Source organism: Daejeonella sp., assembly GCF_037719425.1.
GTDB lineage: Bacteria > Bacteroidota > Bacteroidia > Sphingobacteriales > Sphingobacteriaceae > Daejeonella.
Genome location: NZ_JBBJNI010000036.1, coordinates 1,111 through 15,885, shown reverse-complemented (window position 1 = coordinate 15,885; position 14,775 = coordinate 1,111). Strand labels below are relative to the sequence as shown.

The 14,775-nt window shown below is 42.6% G+C and carries 14 protein-coding genes; 6 read left to right on the top strand and 8 right to left on the bottom strand.

Annotation, left to right across the window (positions count from 1 at the left end; genetic code table 11):
• The first annotated feature begins 18 nt into the window (after positions 1–18).
• The gene (locus tag WKF69_RS06840) at positions 19–840 is read left to right on the top strand and encodes a M48 family metallopeptidase (RefSeq protein WP_340380646.1); all 822 of its coding nucleotides are present in this window, start codon (positions 19–21) and stop codon (positions 838–840) included.
• 44 nt (positions 841–884) lie between these two features.
• Here the strand turns inward: WKF69_RS06840 and WKF69_RS06835 are convergent, their stop codons facing one another.
• From WKF69_RS06835 to WKF69_RS06820, 4 genes are read right to left on the bottom strand one after another with little or no spacing between them, the layout of a single operon-like run.
• Positions 885–2,159 (bottom strand): anthranilate synthase component I family protein, encoded by a 1,275-nt coding sequence (locus tag WKF69_RS06835; protein WP_340380644.1) that lies wholly within the window; start codon positions 2,157–2,159, stop codon positions 885–887.
• Between the two features lie 36 nt (positions 2,160–2,195).
• Complete coding sequence (locus tag WKF69_RS06830) at positions 2,196–3,470, bottom strand: adenylosuccinate synthase (protein WP_340380642.1); 1,275 nt, start codon at positions 3,468–3,470, stop codon at positions 2,196–2,198.
• A 29-nt stretch (positions 3,471–3,499) separates the two neighbouring features.
• On the bottom strand, positions 3,500–3,976 hold the full coding sequence (locus WKF69_RS06825; protein WP_340380641.1) for a transcriptional repressor: 477 nt from the start codon (positions 3,974–3,976) through the stop codon (positions 3,500–3,502).
• Between the two features lie 57 nt (positions 3,977–4,033).
• On the bottom strand, positions 4,034–6,271 hold the full coding sequence (locus tag WKF69_RS06820; protein WP_340380640.1) for a bifunctional (p)ppGpp synthetase/guanosine-3',5'-bis(diphosphate) 3'-pyrophosphohydrolase: 2,238 nt from the start codon (positions 6,269–6,271) through the stop codon (positions 4,034–4,036).
• A gap of 228 nt (positions 6,272–6,499) precedes the next feature.
• Between WKF69_RS06820 and WKF69_RS06815 the strand changes: the two genes are divergently transcribed.
• From WKF69_RS06815 to bshB1, 3 genes are read left to right on the top strand one after another with little or no spacing between them, the layout of a single operon-like run.
• Entirely contained in the window at positions 6,500–7,117 is a 618-nt protein-coding gene (locus tag WKF69_RS06815) for a DUF4294 domain-containing protein (RefSeq protein ID WP_340380639.1), read from the top strand.
• A complete protein-coding gene (locus WKF69_RS06810) occupies positions 7,114–7,620 on the top strand; it encodes a glutathione peroxidase (protein WP_340380638.1) in 507 nt (168 codons plus the stop codon). The genes WKF69_RS06815 and WKF69_RS06810 overlap by 4 nt, the downstream gene beginning before the upstream one ends.
• Positions 7,617–8,333 carry a bacillithiol biosynthesis deacetylase BshB1 gene (gene bshB1, locus WKF69_RS06805; protein ID WP_340380637.1) on the top strand — a complete coding sequence of 239 codons (717 nt, stop codon included), beginning with the start codon at positions 7,617–7,619 and terminating at the stop codon, positions 8,331–8,333. The genes WKF69_RS06810 and bshB1 overlap by 4 nt, the downstream gene beginning before the upstream one ends.
• A 102-nt stretch (positions 8,334–8,435) precedes the next feature.
• Here the strand turns inward: bshB1 and lat are convergent, their stop codons facing one another.
• From lat to WKF69_RS06790, 3 genes are all read right to left on the bottom strand, one after another.
• The gene (gene lat, locus WKF69_RS06800) at positions 8,436–9,767 is read right to left on the bottom strand and encodes an L-lysine 6-transaminase (protein ID WP_340380636.1); all 1,332 of its coding nucleotides are present in this window, start codon (positions 9,765–9,767) and stop codon (positions 8,436–8,438) included.
• 193 nt (positions 9,768–9,960) lie between these two features.
• Positions 9,961–10,842, bottom strand: a complete 882-nt coding sequence (locus WKF69_RS06795) for a pyridoxal-phosphate dependent enzyme (RefSeq protein ID WP_340380635.1) — start codon at positions 10,840–10,842, stop codon at positions 9,961–9,963.
• A gap of 14 nt (positions 10,843–10,856) precedes the next feature.
• Positions 10,857–11,924: a DUF6588 family protein gene (locus WKF69_RS06790; RefSeq protein ID WP_340380634.1), complete on the bottom strand. Its 1,068-nt coding sequence runs from the start codon at positions 11,922–11,924 to the stop codon at positions 10,857–10,859.
• Between the two features lie 222 nt (positions 11,925–12,146).
• Here WKF69_RS06790 and WKF69_RS06785 point away from each other — a divergent pair, with 222 nt between their 5' ends.
• Positions 12,147–13,172, top strand: coding sequence for an RluA family pseudouridine synthase (locus tag WKF69_RS06785; RefSeq protein WP_340380633.1), 1,026 nt, complete (start codon positions 12,147–12,149; stop codon positions 13,170–13,172).
• A 3-nt stretch (positions 13,173–13,175) separates the two neighbouring features.
• On the top strand, positions 13,176–14,015 hold the full coding sequence (locus tag WKF69_RS06780; RefSeq protein ID WP_340380632.1) for an aminotransferase class IV: 840 nt from the start codon (positions 13,176–13,178) through the stop codon (positions 14,013–14,015).
• 175 nt (positions 14,016–14,190) lie between these two features.
• On the opposite strand, the gene WKF69_RS06775 is transcribed toward WKF69_RS06780, so the two are convergent.
• On the bottom strand, positions 14,191–14,565 hold the full coding sequence (locus tag WKF69_RS06775) for a four helix bundle protein (RefSeq protein WP_340380631.1): 375 nt from the start codon (positions 14,563–14,565) through the stop codon (positions 14,191–14,193).
• Positions 14,566–14,775: the final 210 nt, after the last annotated feature.

Below are 14,775 nucleotides of genomic sequence, written 5' to 3'. Positions count from 1 at the left end.
CTTATTTAAAACAGAATTATGAAAAGATTACAATTAATGGGCGCGGTAGCTATTAGCGCTATGCTCTTATCCTGCTCGCAGGTTCCTCTTACAGGCCGAAGTCAGCTTAGTTTAGTTGACGATTCAGTACTTCAACAACAGGCTAATGACGCGTATCAGCAATTTTTACGTGATCCATCCACCAGGGTTATTTCAAGTGGGGCAAACGCTCAAAAAGTTAGAACCGTCGGTAATAACCTCGCCACGGCGATCAACCGCTACATGCAGTCAAATGGATATGGTGATAAATACAATTATAATTATCAGTTCACTTTGGTGGAAAGTAAAGATATCAATGCCTGGTGTATGCCCGGTGGAAAGGTAGCAATATACTCCGGAATATTGCCAGTTACCCAAACCGACGCAGGGCTCGCCACTGTGATGGGTCATGAAATTGCACACGCAATTGCACAGCACGCCGCTGAAAGGTATTCCCAGATGACACTTGCCCAGGGTGGCGGGGCCGTTGTAGGTGCAGCCGTGGGCGGAAGATCTCAAGGAACGCAGCAAGTTATCGGTCAGTTATACGGTCTTGGAGGCCAACTGGCTATGTTAAAGTATTCACGTAACCAGGAAAGTGAAGCTGACCGTCTAGGTTTAATTTTTATGGCTATGGCCGGGTACAATCCTGATACCGCAGTTTCTTTCTGGCAGCGTATGGCTTCAGCTAAAGAAAGTGGAGGTGCTCCGCCAGAGTTCCTGAGTTCGCACCCTAGTGATGCTACGCGTATTGCCGCGATACAGAAATTGCTTCCGGAAGCAAGAACATTTTACAAAGGCGGGCGTACCACAGCTAACTAACGATATACCATTGAAATAAAAAAACCCGGCTTAACCGGGTTTTTTTATTGCTTTAAAACTTCCATTATCGCTTTTGCTTTAAGTACGCACTCTGCATATTCCCTATCTGGATTCGAGTCAATGGTTATAGCACCCCCCGTGTGGAAGGATAAATATTTACTTTCGGCATTATACAATAAAGTTCGGATTACAACGTTAAAGTCGAAATCTCCGTTGGGGGCAAAGTATCCTACAGCTCCGGAATATACACCTCTTTTGCTTCGTTCATATTGCTCGGCTAATGTCATAGCACTGATTTTTGGCGCTCCGGTCATCGAGCCCATTGGAAAAGTATTTGCAATTATCTGAGGATTGGAAAGCCCTTCTGCTCTTTCGCAGACAACCGTTGAGATCAGTTGATGAACTTGTTTGAAACTATATACTCCAAAAAGCTCTTCAACTGTTACTGTACCCGGCTTGGCACTTTTTGTTAGATCGTTTCTGACCAGATCAACGATCATTACATTTTCCGCCAGCTCTTTTTCATCAGTTTTTAAGTTCTTTTTCTGATCCTCGTCTTTTTGCTTGTCAGAGTCGCGCGCATAGGTGCCTTTTATGGGCTGCGATATCAGTTTCCTTCCTCTGCGACTCAAGAAACGCTCAGGAGTAGCAGAAATAATATATCGCTGGCCCATCTTCATAAAGCTTGAAAATGGAGTCGGGGAAATAGTATTCAAACGAATAAAGATAGAAAGCGGGTCAATGTCTGCGTTCTCTGCATAAAATTCCTGGCAGAAGTTGATCTCATAAATGTCGCCGCGCTGAATGTGTTCCTTTAACTCGTTAACTGTGCTCTTGTATTCACTCTTAGTGAAGCGGGATTTAATACTTACAGGCGTACTATCAAGTTGAGGTTTTACATCCCAGTTATGGATGCCTTCCCAGGTTGCTTCGGGATCAGTGCTGCTTATTTCAACTTCTGAACCTTTGATAAATATCGTATTATCGGGAATGAAAAAATATAGATCCGGAAAACCAAGATGATCGGGGTTTGACGAATGAAGATCCTCAAGTTCATTCTTCAGATCGTAGGAAAAATAACCAGGAATAAATCCCTCATTACTTGCTAAGAAGCCATCGAGATCATGAAACGAGTTACCAGTTGACCTGCTTATTTTTTTAATAGCGCCGGCCGCGATCATAGTATCGAATGCCCTGTATGGATCAGAATAATGGTTGGAATCAAAGTAGCAGACGTGATCAAAAGAATTTGCCCAAAGCAAAGCTTTCAATTTAAAAGTATCCGGATCAGAAGTGGTGAAAACTTTAGGGACAGGCACTTTATGTAATATATTCTTTAATTCTAGCCAGCTAACTTAGCTGAGAACGAGTGTTTGCACCCGGTCTGGTCCTACTGAAAGGTACTTTACCGGTACGTTCAAATGTTTCTCCAGGTAAGAAATATAAGATTTAAGCTTAGCCGGAATCTCATGCAGCTCCCTTATTCCGGTCAGGTCTTCAGCCCAGCCTGGAATGGCTTCAAAGATAGGCTCAGCTTTAACTGCCTGAATATCGTACGGCATATAGTCGATCGTCTCACCATTGTACTTATAGCTGGTGCAAGCATAGATAGTATCGAAACCGCTTAGCACGTCCGCTTTAGTCATTACAAGCTCGGTCACGCCGTTCAGCATGATGGCATACTTTAAGGCAGGAAGATCGATCCAGCCGCAACGGCGTGGCCGTCCTGTGGTTGCTCCAAATTCGTGACCGATACGTCTGAGTTCTTCGCCGGTTTCATCCTCAAGCTCTGTTGGGAAAGGTCCGCTGCCGACACGTGTACAGTATGCTTTAAAAATACCAATTACGTTACCAATGCTTCTTGGAGCAACGCCCAGACCTGTGCAGGCGCCTGCAGAAGTTGTATTTGAGGAAGTCACAAAAGGATATGACCCGAAATCAATATCGAGCATAGTTCCCTGAGCGCCTTCTGCAAGCACTTTTTTCCCCTCGCTTAGGTATTTATTGACGAAATGTTCACTGTCAACCTGAGGTATGGCCTTTAATAATTCTACTGCTTCGAAGAATGCTGCCTCTTTTTCGGAAAAATCAGGAACATCTCCATAGTGAGATAATATGGACAGGTGTTTATTTACCAGTTTTGTATAACGCTCACGGAAGTCGGTTAGTGTTGTATCTCCAACCCTTAGTCCATTCCGCCCAGTTTTATCCATATAGGTAGGACCGATACCTTTAAGTGTAGAGCCAATTTTATCAGCTCCCATTTTAGTTTCAGAAGCGGCATCAAGGAGCTGGTGGGTAGGCAGTATCAAATGTGCTTTCCTTGCGATTACCAGTTTCTTCTGAGCGACAGGATCGAAGCCGTTCTTCTTTAAATTATCAAGCTCCCTTTTTAAAATAATTGGATCGATAACAACACCATTACCAATAAGGTTCATCGCGTTATCGTTGAATATACCTGAAGGAATGGTATTCAGTACATATTTCTGGTTGTCAAATTCCAGTGTATGGCCAGCATTCGGGCCGCCCTGAAAACGTGCTATCAAATCATATTGAGGGCATAATACGTCCACAATTTTTCCTTTTCCTTCGTCGCCCCATTGGAGGCCTAGCAATACATCAAGTGTCATTATTTATATTAAGGGAGTATGGTATGAGATTAATTCTTATTGGCGTATGATTCGCAATTTCCTTCTTTAAGACGGCCGCAATTTCCATACAGGTTTAACGAATGGTGCTTTATCTCGAACTTAAGAATATCACCCATCATGCTTTGGATCTGCTGGATCCGGGGATCACAAAACTCTACAACTTTACCGCAATCAATGCAGATGATGTGGTCGTGCTGTTTGTAACCGTATGATTTTTCAAATTGGGCCATGTTTTTACCGAACTGATGTTTGGTAACAAGATCGCAGGATACCAGAAGCTCAAGTGTGTTATATACCGTGGCACGACTTACCCGGTACTTTTTATTTTTCATGTGGATATAAAGGGATTCCACGTCGAAATGGTCACTTCGTGAATAGATCTCTTCCAGGATTGCATAGCGTTCAGGAGTTTTCCTTAAGCTCTTGTTTTCCAGATAAGCTTCGAAAATTTTAATTACCAGCGCAATAGTATCTTGTCCGGGCATAGTGCGATTAAATGACGGCCAAATTTATCCAAAAAAAAGAGAATATTCTCATTTAATTCAGGAAGCTTTGACCAGATCTTCCGAGTGTGAGTCGAAGCGGGTCACTGAAGTGACACCAGGAACGGTTTTAAGTTTAGCGATCATATCGTCGAGATGCCCTGTGTTGTTGACATATACCATGATTGATCCATCGAACATGCCTTCATTCGTATCCACGGTTATTGAACGCATGTTTACCTTGAAATCTCCGGAAATTACCGTCGTAATATTATTTATCAATCCGACATCATCAATCCCAATTATTCTCATCCCGGTCAGGAATGCCAGCTCTTTTTGTGAATTCCACCGGGCCTTAACGATCCTGTAGCCATAATTGGACATCAGCTTTGTGGCATTAGGACAGTTAGTACGATGGATCTTAATTCCATCGCCAACAGTTACAAATCCAAACACATCATCACCCGGAATGGGATTGCAGCAAGTGGAAAGCTTGTAATCCAGTTTCTGCAGATCTTCGCCGATCAATAAGGTGTCGTTGTCGGTTTTTACCTTTTTCGTAAACTGTTCCGGAGTCAGGTTTTCAGGCCTTTCCGGTTTATTTTCAATTATCTTTTCAAAAGTAACAAATTCCTTAAGTTGTTTAACATCAATTAACCCCTTCGCTACGTTGAAAAACAGATCAAGTGTAGACTGCAGCTTGAAGTAATACGTCAGCTTGTAAAGATTATCCGTGTTATATGTGATCTTGAGTGATTTGAGCTTTCTTTCAAGAATTTCCTTGCCCTGCTCAGCAATTTTGCGCTTCTCTTCTTTAAGCGAAGATTTAATTTTCGATTTGGCTTTTGCGGTAACAACGAAATTTAACCAATCTTCTTTAGGGGATTGTTTGCTCGATGTTATTACCTCTACCTGATCGCCGTTCTGCAGCTTGTAGGAGAGTGGTACAAGCTTATGGTTTACTTTAGCTCCAATACAGCTTGCGCCGATATCGGTATGTATTTCGAAAGCGAAATCGAGTGCTGTTGCGTTTACAGGTAATTGGATCAGGGCGCCCTTCGGGGTGAAAATAAAGATCTCATCTGAAAATAAATTCATTTTGAAATCATCAAGGAAATCGAGCGCGTTGGATTCAGGGTTGTTTAGCATTTCCCTGACCTTGTGGATCCACTGATCGAGCCCCGTATCTGCGCCGCTATCAACAGATGGCTCCTTATATTTCCAGTGCGCCGCGAAACCTTTTTCTGCTATTTCGTTCATCCGGGTTGTGCGGATCTGAACTTCAACCCATTGGCCTCTCGGGCCCATCACTGTTGTATGAAGGGATTCGTAACCATTCGCCCTGGGTGAAGATATCCAATCGCGCAAACGATCTGGATTGGGATGATAGAGATCTGTCACTATGGAATAGGCTTTCCAGCAATCTGATTTCTCGTTATCCGGCTTACTGTTTAGAATAATGCGGATCGCAAAGAGATCATAAACCTCATCGAAAGGTATATTCTTCTTTCGCATCTTGCTCCAGATCGAGTGAATCGATTTGGGCCGGCCATATACATCGGCTTCAAGTCCCTGTTCATTTAATATTTCGCTTATTGGCGATATAAAATCGCGCACAAAACTCTCACGCTCTGTTCTTTTTTCAATAAGCTGCTGGGCGATAAACTTATATGTTACCGGTTCCATGAATTTCATGGAAAGGTCCTCAAGCTCCGATTTCAGGGTGTACAGACCAAGTCTGTGAGCAAGCGGGGCATATAAATAAACAGTTTCTGATGATATCTTAAGCTGTTTGTCACGAGGCATAAAGTCCATCGTACGCATGTTATGGAGCCTGTCAGCCAGTTTGATTAGAATTACCCGGACATCATCCGCCAGTGTAAGCAGCATTTTTCTGAAATTCTCAGCTTGTAAAGAGCTATTGTAATCAAATACGCCGGAGATCTTGGTAAGTCCGTCGATGATCTTTGCTACCTTCTTTCCAAACTCACGTTCGATATCCTCTAATGTGATATCAGTATCTTCGACTACATCGTGCAGGAGTGCACAGACAATGGATGTGGTGCCGAGGCCTATTTCTTCAGCAGCTATTTGGGCGACTGCGACAGGGTGGTAGATATAAGGTTCCCCGGATTTCCGGCGCATATCCTGGTGGCTCTCTAAAGCCATGTTAAAGGCAAGGCGGATCATCCGCTTATCACCTTTCTGCATGGTAGATTTACACGCTCTCAGTAATGCACGATATCTTTTGAGAATTTCCTTTTTCTCAGCTTCCAGATCTATCACAAGTTCTTTCATCTGTTTATTTATCGTTTTTTAGCAGCGATGAACCTGCCTGCGGTAGGCAGGGCTATCGTGATTTGATAATGATCCCCTGCGGGTTTTGGCCAATCACGATGGTTTCATCATCTAAATGCAATAGCTAATGATATTAAAACGTTTAGCATACTTTATGGGTTACATTAAGTACGTAACTGGTATTAATATATATAAAATATTAGCTGTAAATTTACAGAGTATAAATTTATGAAATTTTTTAGGCTATTGGCAATTCTTTGTGTGGTTTTGATGTCAGGAACGGCATTAGCTCAGTATAAGAACGACCCGACTATAAAAGGAGTTAAAGATACCATACGCGTTGCTGTTACTAATGTCAACGATGAGCTTATCCCCTGGATTGGCCTTCCTGAAATCGTCATTGTTGATACCCGCATTTTTAAATCAGCCTTAGAAAAAGCAAAATTTAACAGGCTGAGATATAACGTACTAAAAGTCATGCCATATGCGATGTTCGCGCGACAGCGATACACTATCCTTCAAACTGACCTGGCGCATACAAAGAATAAGAGGGAACAGCGTATTTTAGTAAAGGCTTTTGAGGGCGAGATCAAAGCGATGTTCAATCGCGAAATAAAGAACTTAACTATAACACAGGGCGGAATTTTGATAAAATTGATTGATCGCGAGACAGGTAACAGCAGTTACGATCTGGTCAGGGAAATGAAAGGCGGCGTTACAGCTTTCTTTTATCAATCCGTTGCCCGTGTCTTTGGTAATAACCTTAAAAACAAGTATGATCCTCAGGAGGATCGGGATATTGAAGCCATTATCCAGTCTTCAGGTTATTACATGCACAATCTATGACACAAAAATCAATTTACCAGTTCACCGTTCACAGCCCGAATGGTGAGGAAAGGAAATTAATTGATTATAAGGGTAAAGTACTTCTTATTGTAAATATAGCCTCCGAATGTAGTTTTACACCTCAGCTAAAAGATCTCGAAGTTTTAAGGAACGATTTTGATCGCGATGATTTTGATATCCTGGCCTTCCCTTCAAATGATTTCGGAGGGCAAGAGCCGCTGGAGGGAGAGGGAGTAGTCACATTTTGCGAGATTAATTATGATACGCATTTCGAAGTTTTTGAAAAAATAAGGATAAGAGGCGAGTATGCTCACCCACTGTATAAGTTTTTAGGGAATAAAAAGCAGAATGGCCAGGTGGGATCAGCCCCGAGATGGAATTTCCATAAATATCTCATCAACCGGGATGGGGAAGTTGTGGATTTTTTCTACCCTTTTACCAAGCCGAATTCTTCAAGGATAAAGAGGAAAATAGTTAAACTATTGAATATTAGGCCGCTATGAAGTTAGATATTCTGGTATTTGCAGTACATCCCGATGACGCTGAACTGGGTTGCTCAGGTACTATTTTAAAACAAATTGCTGCAGGGAAGAAAGTTGGGATTGTCGATCTTACCAGGGGTGAATTAGGCACGCGCGGAACTCCCGAAACCAGGGACGAGGAGTCCGCGGAGTCAACGAAGATATTAGGACTTCATATCCGGGAGAATCTAGGAATGCGCGATGGGTTCTTCAGAAATGACGAAGAACATCAGTTAAAGATCATTCAAATGATCAGGAAATATACACCGGAGATTGTGTTAAGCAATGCTTTACACGACCGCCATCCGGATCACGGCAGGGCAGGGGATCTTGTTTACGATGCCTTATTTCTCGCCGGGCTGGCCAAAGTCGAAACTGAATTCGAGGGAGCATCGCAGACTGCTTTCCGCCCCCGATTGCTTTTGCAATATATCCAGGACAGGTATATTCAGCCTGATATTCTGGTTGATGTTACTGACTTCTGGGATAAGAAATTGGAATGTATTCACGCTTTTAAGACCCAGTTCTTTAACCCGGATAATGACGAGCAGCAGACCTATATCTCATCACCTGATTTTCTAAAGGTAATTGAAGCCCGTTCGCGCGAATTAGGAAAGTCTATTGGCGCTGTGCATGCCGAAGGTTTTACCAGTAAGAAACTACTTGGTGTAAACGATTTATTTTCTCTGTTATAGTTTTTCGAGAGCAAAGAACAAGGAGCAAAGAATAAGGACAGGAGTCTTAATTAGCTGGACTGGTCTTTAATCTTTGTTCTTTGCTCTTTGATAAATGCTCCTCTAGATAGTTACAACAACTTTCTCCAGCACTTCAAGCCCCTTATCAATGTGGTCTTCATTGATTATCAGTGCTGGCCTGAAGCGTATCGTTTTCTCACCACAGCCCAGGAACATTACATTCTCCTCCATTCCATTGGTTATAAACTTGTCCCTCATGCTTTTATTCGGAAAATCGAATGCAGTCATTAATCCGCGGCCCCGGACATTCGAAATACTATCATGCCTTTCAGCAATTGAACGAAGACGTTCCTGTAAATAATTGCCTGTTATTGCAGCATTGCTGATGAGATTGTCTTCCTCAATGATCTCAAGAATTCTGGTTGACCGCACCATATCTACAAGGTTTCCACCCCATGTCGAATTGATCCGGGATGGGACTTTAAAAACGTTGGTTTCAATCTCGTCTACTTTTTTGCCGGCAAGAATCCCGCAGACCTGCATCTTTTTGCCAAATGCCAGGATATCAGGCCTTGCTTTCTCTCCAAAGTGCTCATGTGCCCAAAATTTTCCCGTTAGCCCAACTCCGGTCTGTACTTCATCGTAAATTAAAAAGCACTCATTTTCATCGCAGATCTGTCTCAGTTGTTCCAGAAATTCCTGCCTGAAGTGATTATCACCTCCCTCAGATTGAATAGGCTCAATAATTATTGCACAGATATCGTCCTTGTTGTCTGCAAAAGCTTGATTAATTTGAGCTATCGATAAAGCTTCTCTTTTCTTTAAGTCCTCATACCCTTCGTCTGTGAAGGGGAATTTAATTGAAGGAGTGCTTACCCTTGGCCAGTCAAATTTGGCAAACCACTTAGTTTTGTCAAGCGAAGTATTTGTTAAACTCAATGTATATCCTGAGCGGCCGTGGAAAGCCTTCTCAAAGTGAATAACCTGTGAGCCTTTTTCTTTTGTATAGCCATTTTGGTAGTTCTTCTGAACTTTCCAGTCCATTGCAACTTTTAAAGCATTCTCTATCGCCAGCGAGCCACCTGCTATAAAAAAAGCATGCGGAAGATAGTCAGGGATCCCGACTCTGGAGAAAGTCTCAACAAACTGAGCGTATTGTGTAGTATATATATCCGAGTTAGATGGGTTCGTTAATGCGGCCTGCATCAGGTTCTTTTTAAACTCTTCATCATTTACCATTTTAGGATGGTTATAACCCAGTGGCACCGATGCGAAGCAAGTAAAAAAGTCCAGTAAAGTGCGGTCGTATTTGGAATCATAGATATAAACTCCATTGCTCTTTTCCATATCAAATGTGAGGTCAAAGCCGTCTGCCAGGATGTGCTTACTGAGCGTTTGATTTACTTGATCCGGGGATATTGATAATTTATACATAGCGCTTTTGTTTATACTCAAAAATAAAATAAACCGCACAAATGCACAAATTTAGGCACTTTTGATAAGCTTGGTGTTAAAATAGGTTTAAACTGTTTAAACCTATTTTTTGAGTGGGAGCGGCCCGAGATGTAAATTTTTATCCTAAAGTTTATTTCTGACGTAAGCTATTTTCTGCCTAAAATCACAAGTCTTATTTCAGTTTTGACGACATTCCAAGTATTCCGGTTAGCCCGCCCGTATGCACAGCGAGGATCCTGCTGCCAGCGGGGAGGTTGTCTTTTTTAATAAGGTCGTAGAGTGCAAAAAACATTTTGCCAGTGTATACGGGTTCGATAAGAATTCCGGTTGATTTACAGAATGTTTGAATAAATGTCAGAAGCTCTGGCGTCGTTTTGGCGTAACCCCCGAAATGGTAATCCGGGTGTATCGAAAAGGGCTGATCGGTATATCGTTCGATTTCTGTCTTCAGGAACCCGCCGTCCTTAAGTACAGGTACAACCTGGACAATTGAAGCCAGTGAATGCTCTTTCACGCCTCTGACTATTCCGGCAGCTGTTGTTCCCGTTCCGGCGGCACAAAATATGTGATCGTAATTTTCCTGCAATTCACTTAGGAGCTCGGAGCATCCTCTTACTCCGGGTTCGCCAGCGCCTCCCTCATCAATGAAGATGGCATCAGAGTCAGCGGCAAAGTGTGTTTTATATAAAGCAGGTTTATCCCGATAAGATGAGCGATCTGTGAACTGGAGATTCATGCCAAATAACTTACAAAGCATAAGGACATCGTTATGAACTTCTTCACCGCGAACTATACCAGTGCTCCTGAAGCCAAATTTTGCTGCCGCGCAGGCTATAGCGAGGAGATGATTGGAAAAAACACCTCCGAAGGTTACGAGGTGCTTTTTATTTTGTGTTTCTGCATAGGAAAGAATGTACTTGAGCTTTCTCCATTTGTTTCCTGAAATAAACGGATGAATCATATCATCCCGCTTTACAAATACCTCGACCTTTTTTTCTGAAAAAAGGGGATCAAATATTTGTTCTACAGGACTGTAGATGGCTAAGCCAGTCAATGCTTTAGATCTTCTTATTTCCCAAGGCCAAAACCTAAACCGCCATTGAATGCATTGTACTCAGCTATGCTATAAGAACCGTAGATCCTGAAAAATGCCAGGTTCAGCTGGAAGCCGAGATTTGTTCTGAAACCGCTGATATCAGTCTGTTTTATGTTTACCGGATCGGTAAAGACAGTATATGTCGGCCGGCCTAAAAGATTTGCTCCCGTCACGATCGGATAATTTCCTTTCAATCCTGCGTCAGTCTTTGCAGTGTTGTAGCCAAAACTAAGAAACGGTGTAAACACCAATAATCTTTTAGAGATGATCACTTCGGTATTTATTCCTGAAAATTGTGCCTCAAGTTTTTGGTTTGAAAAGTCACCAGAAGGGCCCGTTGCACCGGATGGAGGAGGAACGTTCAGAGGAACGCTAAAGTTAAATTGTGTGTAACCCAAGGCTACCGCGATATCTACCGGCGTTAATTTATCGGCTACACCTGAAATCAGGGGAAGTACTTCAACCTTCAAGCCACCGCCAAACATCCCAATTGCGCCGATATCATCTCCAAGGTTGACTTTTGGCATTGCCCTAAGAGTGAATTCGAGCCCCCTTGGCAAACCGATAGTGCCTTGTAATTGCGGAGCTGGAATAAGGTTAATGCCGGTACCTTCAGGCATACTAAATCTTTCAAGCAACCTGTTATTGGAGTCGTAAACGCCGAGCTCCACGCCCGTGTTGTTGGGGCCGGAAAACGTAGGAGTGACCACCTGGCTTGCATTTGTTGGACGAATATTACTCGACAGCCCAATCTTCGTCACATCAAATGATTCGTCTTTTTGCGGAACAACAGCGCCTGTTAATCCAAAGCGAAGATCGAAGCGCAATAAGTTTTTGGAGTGTGCAGTATTATTCCAGCCTGTATTCAGGCCAGTGCCAAAACCTTTGAAAAGTGGCTTTAGATAAGCCTGTGCAAGCTTAGTTGCGTCTTCCGGGCTCGATTTTATAAGCTCCGAAACATCGCTTTGCGCATTTGCTTGTGAGAAGCAAAGCATTAATAGCCATGCTAATGTGATTCTGCTAGTGAAGATATTGTTCATCTGTATAGGTTTTGTTGTTTAAATGTTATACCATCAACATGACCCGGTCAACAACAAGCTGGATACCCGGGCCGGATCATTTGTTTAATTTAATATCAATATGTAAAGTTAATCGTTTTAAGTTTACCTGTTAACAGATATTTCCTGATCAATGTATGTTGATGGCAAATTATCGCTTTTGTTTATGCGCATATAATCATCCTAAAGAATTAATTTTGCTGCATGATTGAGGAAAATGATGTCCAGGAAAATGACGAGCAGGATCTCTATGAGCACTTGCGGATCGTGGTGGACAAAGGCCAGACATTGTTACGCCTGGACAAATTCCTTATCATACGTACTGAAAACACCTCACGCAACCGGATCCAGAATGCTATAGACGCCGGTAATGTACTGGTCAATGACAAGATCGTTAAAGCCAGCTACAAGGTCAAGCCGTTGGATATTATATCATTGGTGCTTCCTCACCCGCCAAGAGATACAGAAGTATATCCTGAAGACATACCAATCGACATCGTGTACGAAGACGATGATGTAATACTTGTTAATAAGGCTCCCGGGATGGTTGTCCACCCGGGTTTCAACAATTATACAGGCACCTTAGTCAACGCGCTTGTGCATCATGTCAGGCAGCTGCCTCAGCTGCCGGGAAATGATGGCCGGCCCGGTCTGGTACATCGAATAGATAAAGACACTTCCGGACTTTTACTGGTCAGTAAGAATGAGTGGGCAATCACTTTTCTTGCAAAGCAATTTTTTGATCATAGCATCACCCGGAAGTACCTGGCTTTGGTTTGGGGAGACATGAAAGGCGATGGGACTGTCAAGGGATATATTGGCCGGAGTATGAAGGATCGGAAAGTGATGGCTGTGTACGATGATGAGGCAAATGGCAAATGGTCAGTGACCCATTACAAGGTTGTTGAACGGTTTAATTATGTCACTTTAATAGAGTGCCAGCTTGAAACGGGCCGTACTCATCAGATTCGCGCGCATATGAAACATATCGGGCATCCTTTGTTCAATGATAGCACATATGGCGGCGACCGGATCATCAAAGGAACAGTGTTTAATAAATACCGGCAGTTCGTTGAGAATTGCTTTGACTTGATGCCAAGACAGGCCTTGCATGCGAAGTCTCTTGGATTTATTCACCCGTCCACCCGGAAGTTTATTCATTTTGAGACTGAACTGCCAAATGATTTCAGTTCTGTTCTGGAAAAATGGCGCAATTATATTAAAGAATAATTTATGAGTAGGCAGTTCATTAATTTCAATGGTGATATCGTTCCTGCAGAGCAACAAGTTCTTACTGTAGCAAACCGGGGATTCAAATACGGCGATGGCCTTTTTGAATCTATGAGGTTGCTAAAGGGTGAGTTAAAGTTTGCCGAACTTCATAGTGAACGTATTCGCAAAGGCCTGAAATTATTGAAAATGGATTCATGGTCGTCTGTTGATACCTGGTTTCTCCGGGAAAAGGCAGAAGAGCTTGTTCGCAGAAACAAAACCGGGCCGGATGCCAGGATACGCCTTACGGCTTTCCGTGATGGAGAAGGTTTATATAGCCCGTCTGCAAATAACATGGCTTACGTGTTGGAAGCAACAAAAGTAACTGAAAGTACCTACACGCTAAACGAGAAGGGTCTTATCATCGACGTATTCGAAGAACTTACCAAACCAGTAAACATCCTTTCTAATCTGAAGACATGTAATTCGCTCACTTTCGTTTTGGCAGGGATCTTTAAAAATCAAAATTCGCTGGATGAAGTGATGGTTTTAAACGACAGAGGCTTTTTATGTGAAGCTATGAGCTGCAATGTATTTGTTGTTTATGACAGAAAGCTATACACGCCCGCACTTAGTGAAGGGTGTATTGCAGGTGTAATGCGTCAGGTTGTGATTAAGCTCGCCAAGGAAAATGGAATCGAACTGGTGGAAGCACAAATAAGCCCTGATATATTGAACGAGGCAGATGAAGTGTTTCTCACAAACGCCGCCCGAGGGATCCAGTGGGTTATGGGATATAATGGCAAGCGGTATTTTAATGAAATTTCCCGTTTTTTAAACGAGAAGCTGAATGCTTTATAGCGTGAGGATTGGTAATCAGTGGCTGTGCTTAGTAATCAGTATTCGGTATTCGGTAATCAGTGCAAATCGGATAGATGGGTGTGCTGAGTAATCAGTATTCGGTAATCAGTACAAATCGGATAGGTATGTCTTGCACACATGATCCGGGAGAAAGGCGCAGGACGGCAAACTTGTTTCAACTGCAAAAAGACTCTGCTTTTTGAATCATGGAATTGAGCATTTTACCGATTTCATTATATTGCGTACGAAGTTCTTCAGCATGTTCTGAAGTTATGTAAGAACAGTCTGTGGCCACCTCCAACCAATGTTGCGTCTCAAGTTGTTCTCCGTCGGCGTCTGTTAATTTACTTATAAAATGTCGTCGGTAATTCCTTTTAGCCCAGGATTCCGCTATTTGAGCACCGACGGATCTGGAGGATCTTCGTATCTGGTCAGTCAAAGAATATCTTTCCTCTTTTGGAAACGACTGGGAAATCTCGAATATCTTTTTAGCTAGAATTCTTGATACTTTATAAACATGCAAGTCCCGGAAGCTTTTCACATATTCCATTACGAAATCTACAAAAAAGACAGATAATAGTCCATATCAAACCGATCGTTCAATAAGGTTTACATCTGAGAATGCTGATCAGTAATCTGTAGCCGGAATCAGTAATCGGTAATCAGTAATCAGTGCGAATCGGAGAGATGGGTGTTTAGATTGAGATTGTAGGATAAGGTTTTACATCTGAAAATACTTATTGGTAATTACTTGCCCGTT